Here is a 3,387-nt window from a genome sequence, read left to right on the forward strand (position 1 = left end):
GAGTACCCGACCGACGTCTACGTCCTGCCGAAGCACCTGGACGAGAAGGTCGCCCGCCTCCACCTGGACTCGCTCGGCGTCAAGCTGACGACCCTTCGCCCGGAGCAGGCCGCCTACATCGGCGTCGAGGTCGAGGGCCCCTTCAAGCCGGACCACTACCGCTACTGATGCCCCGGCCGGCGGCGCCCGCGCGCTGACGCGGTGCCGTCCCGGACACCCGTAGAGGACTCAGGCAGGCCCCCCGCACCCCCGTGTCGGGGGGCCTGCCCCGTCCCGCCCCCGCTACCGCTTCCAGGAAGCACCCCTCCCGAGGACCGACCCATGCCCCGCGGCCGTTATTCGCTCCATGACCCGCACGATCACACCCCCCTCGGCGAAGAACACTTCCACTGCGCGCCCGGCCCCTCCGGCTGGCGCTACGTCTCGCAGATCACCACCCCCGACGGCGACCACCGGGGCTCCGTCGACCTGGCCGTCGACGAACTCGGCCGCCCCATCCGCCTCGAACTGCACGCCGCCGGCTGGCAGGTCCGCGGTGCGGCCCTCGACGGCGTCACCTGGGTCCGTACGGACCCCACCGGAACCCACGCCACCGAAGGCAATGTGCGCGCCCACGCCTTCACCGGCACGTCCCCGGCGTTCCTCGTCGCCCTCACGCGACTCCTGCGTCTCACCCCCGATTCCCCCGAGACCCGTGTCAGGCTCGTCGCCTTCACGGACCCGGTGCTCGCCCCCCTCACGGTCGACCAGTCCTGGGCCCTGCTGAGAAGTGAAGCGCACCCCACTGACAACGGCCCCCTGATGGTGGACGAGTACCAGGTCAGCGCCCTGGACACGGGCGAACGGCACACGGTCCACATCGCCGGCGACGTGGTCCTCGCGGCCCCAGGCATCGAACTAGAGGCCCTCGAGACCCCACCCTCGGTCTTCCCCTGACCCACCCCCGCGGGCAGCCGTCCCTCAGGCAGGCGGCGCGAAGCCGGTAGGCCGTACCCCGGACTCACCGGCCGGGTCGACACCCGACGACGCGACCACTGGGGGAGAGGCCACAGGGGGAGTCACAGAGGGAGAAGCCATGGGGGAAGCGACAACCGGAGCGACCACCGGGGGCGACACCGAGCCCGGCACCACGCCCGGCACTCCTGATGCCGCCGAGGCGAACGCCCGCCGCGCGTCCCGCGCCTGCCGCTCTGCCACCACCCCCGCCAGATAGGCCTCGGCCGGTACCCCCGCCGGCGGAGGCGTACCGGTCCGCGACACCAGTTCGTCCGCGAGCCGCTCCGCGAGTCGCCGTCCCACGGCCGGGTCCAGCTCGCGCGACCGCGTCAGGTACTGACGTATCTCCAGCCACAGCGTCTCCGGCACCGCCGAGAGGTCGACGCCGGCGAAACGTCCCACGAGCCACGGCGGCGGCGGAGGCACGGCCGCCACGCGCGCGGTGGGTATCCGCTCCCGCACCACCAGCGTCCCCGCGAAGACGTCCCCGAGCCGCCGTCCCCGCTCGGACACCAGCGAGGCGATACAGGCGACGACCCCGAAGGTCATCAGGATCTCCACGACCCCCATCGCGCCCCGCACCAGCGCGTGCCGGAACCGGATCGGCCCGCCGTCGTCCCGGACCACCCGCAGCCCGACGGCCAGCTTCCCGAGCGACCGCCCGTGCGTCAGCGTCTCCACCGCGATCGGCGCCCCCACGAGCACCAGCAGGAAGGACGCGACCGACACCGCCATCATCGCCGCCTCGTCCAACGACGCCGTGGCGACCGCGAGCCCGAGCGTGATCAGCAGGTACGCGGCCCACACCACGACCAGGTCGATGAGCACCGCGAGCGCCCGACTCGGCAGCCGCGCGGGCTGCAACCCCAGGACGACCGCATCGCCCGTCACCAGATCACTCACGGCACCCACCCTTCTCCGCCCTTCCCGACCCCTCCGAACGCCAGTCTGCCAAGCTGGCCCGCAGCGCGCCGCAGTAGTACGGACCCGTCCGCAGCCAGTGCCTGGAGCAGCAGCCGATCATGGACCTCGACGTCTACGTGACCGCCCACCGCGCCGAGTGGGAACGCCTCGACCACCTCCTGCGCCGGGGCGGCAAGCTCACCGGCGCCGAGGCCGACGAACTCGTCGCGCTCTACCAGCGCACGGCCACCCACCTCTCGATCGTCCAGTCGAGCACCCCGGACCCCATGCTCACGGCCCGGCTCACCCAGCTCGTGGCCCGTGCCCGCGCCGCCGTCACCGGCACCCGCCGCTCCTCCTGGCGCGACGCGGTCGGCTTCCTCACGGCGGGCTTCCCCGCCGCGGTCTACCGCTCCCGCCACTGGTGGATCCCGACGGCGGTCCTCTCCACGCTGCTCGCGGCCCTCATCGGCTGGTGGATCGGCACGCACCCGGACGTCCAGGCCGCGATCGGCGCTTCAGCCGACCTCCGCGAGATGACCCGCCCCGGCGGCCAGTACGAGACGTACTACTCGAGCCATCCGGCGGCCTCCTTCGCCGCCCAGGTCTGGACGAACAACGCCCAGGCCGCGGCCATGTGCCTGGTCCTGGGCGCGTTCCTGGGCATCCCGGTGCTCTGGATCCTGTTCATGAACATGTTGAACGTCGGCGTCGGCATCGGCCTGATGTCCGCCGCCGGCCGCCTCGACGTCTTCCTGGGGCTGATCCTTCCCCACGGCCTGCTCGAACTGACCGCCGTCTTCGTGGCCGCGGGTACCGGCCTCCGCCTCGGCTGGACCGTCATCGACCCCGGGCCCAGGACCCGCCGCGCCGCCCTGGCGGAACAGGGCCGCGCGGCCGTCGGCATGGCGATCGGCCTGGCCCTGGTCCTCTTCGTCTCGGGCCTGATCGAAGGCTTCGTGACCCCCTCGGGCCTCCCCACCTGGGCCCGCATCGCCATCGGCATCGGCGCTGAGCTGGCCTTCCTCTTGTACGTCTACGTGCTGGGCGGCCGCGCAGCACGGGCCGGCGACACCGGCGACCTGGAGGAGCCCGACCGCAGCGCCACGCTCCCCACCGCCGCCTGATGTGCGTCCGCCCCTCCTGAGCTGCTAGTCTCCTCCGGTGCTCGCGAAACCCGTTGACACGGGGCTCGTGGGGAGGTAGATTTAAACGGTTGCCTAGAACTGGACAGTTCGGCAGCGACCGGGTAGAGTCTCACTCACTCCGGCAGGGATTTTGATTCCACGGAGTCACCCCGATTCTTATTCGAATCACGAAAGCCACCGATTAGGTCGGCCGAAATGAATCTGATAAAGTCGGAACACGCCGGAAGGCCTCGAAGAAAACAAAGTTCGAGACCGGAAAGCACCGAGGAAATCGGATCGGAAAGATCTGATAGAGTCGGAAACGAAGGAAGCGCCCGGAGGGCCCGGAAACGGGAACGAA

At 71.2% G+C, this 3,387-nt stretch carries 4 protein-coding genes; 3 read left to right on the top strand and 1 reads right to left on the bottom strand.

Features of this window, described 5'->3' with window-relative positions; all coding sequences use genetic code 11:
* Together GGE06_RS41915 and GGE06_RS41920 are read left to right on the top strand one after the other, a co-directional pair.
* A partial coding sequence (locus GGE06_RS41915; protein ID WP_184933327.1) for an adenosylhomocysteinase occupies positions 1-168 on the top strand: 168 nt, incomplete at its 5' end.
* Between the two features lie 153 nt (positions 169-321).
* Positions 322-936 (top strand): hypothetical protein, encoded by a 615-nt coding sequence (locus GGE06_RS41920; RefSeq protein ID WP_116160675.1) that lies wholly within the window; start codon positions 322-324, stop codon positions 934-936.
* Between the two features lie 24 nt (positions 937-960).
* Here GGE06_RS41920 and GGE06_RS41925 read toward each other — a convergent pair whose 3' ends face one another.
* Positions 961-1,899 (bottom strand): RDD family protein, encoded by a 939-nt coding sequence (locus GGE06_RS41925; protein ID WP_184933328.1) that lies wholly within the window; start codon positions 1,897-1,899, stop codon positions 961-963.
* Positions 1,900-2,018: 119 nt separating this feature from the next.
* On the opposite strand from GGE06_RS41925, the gene GGE06_RS41930 reads away from it, so the two are divergent.
* Complete coding sequence (locus GGE06_RS41930) at positions 2,019-3,026, top strand: stage II sporulation protein M (RefSeq protein ID WP_116160676.1); 1,008 nt, start codon at positions 2,019-2,021, stop codon at positions 3,024-3,026.
* The last annotated feature ends 361 nt before the right edge of the window (positions 3,027-3,387 follow it).

The organism is Streptomyces nymphaeiformis (genome assembly GCF_014203895.1).
Taxonomy (GTDB): domain Bacteria; phylum Actinomycetota; class Actinomycetes; order Streptomycetales; family Streptomycetaceae; genus Streptomyces; species Streptomyces nymphaeiformis.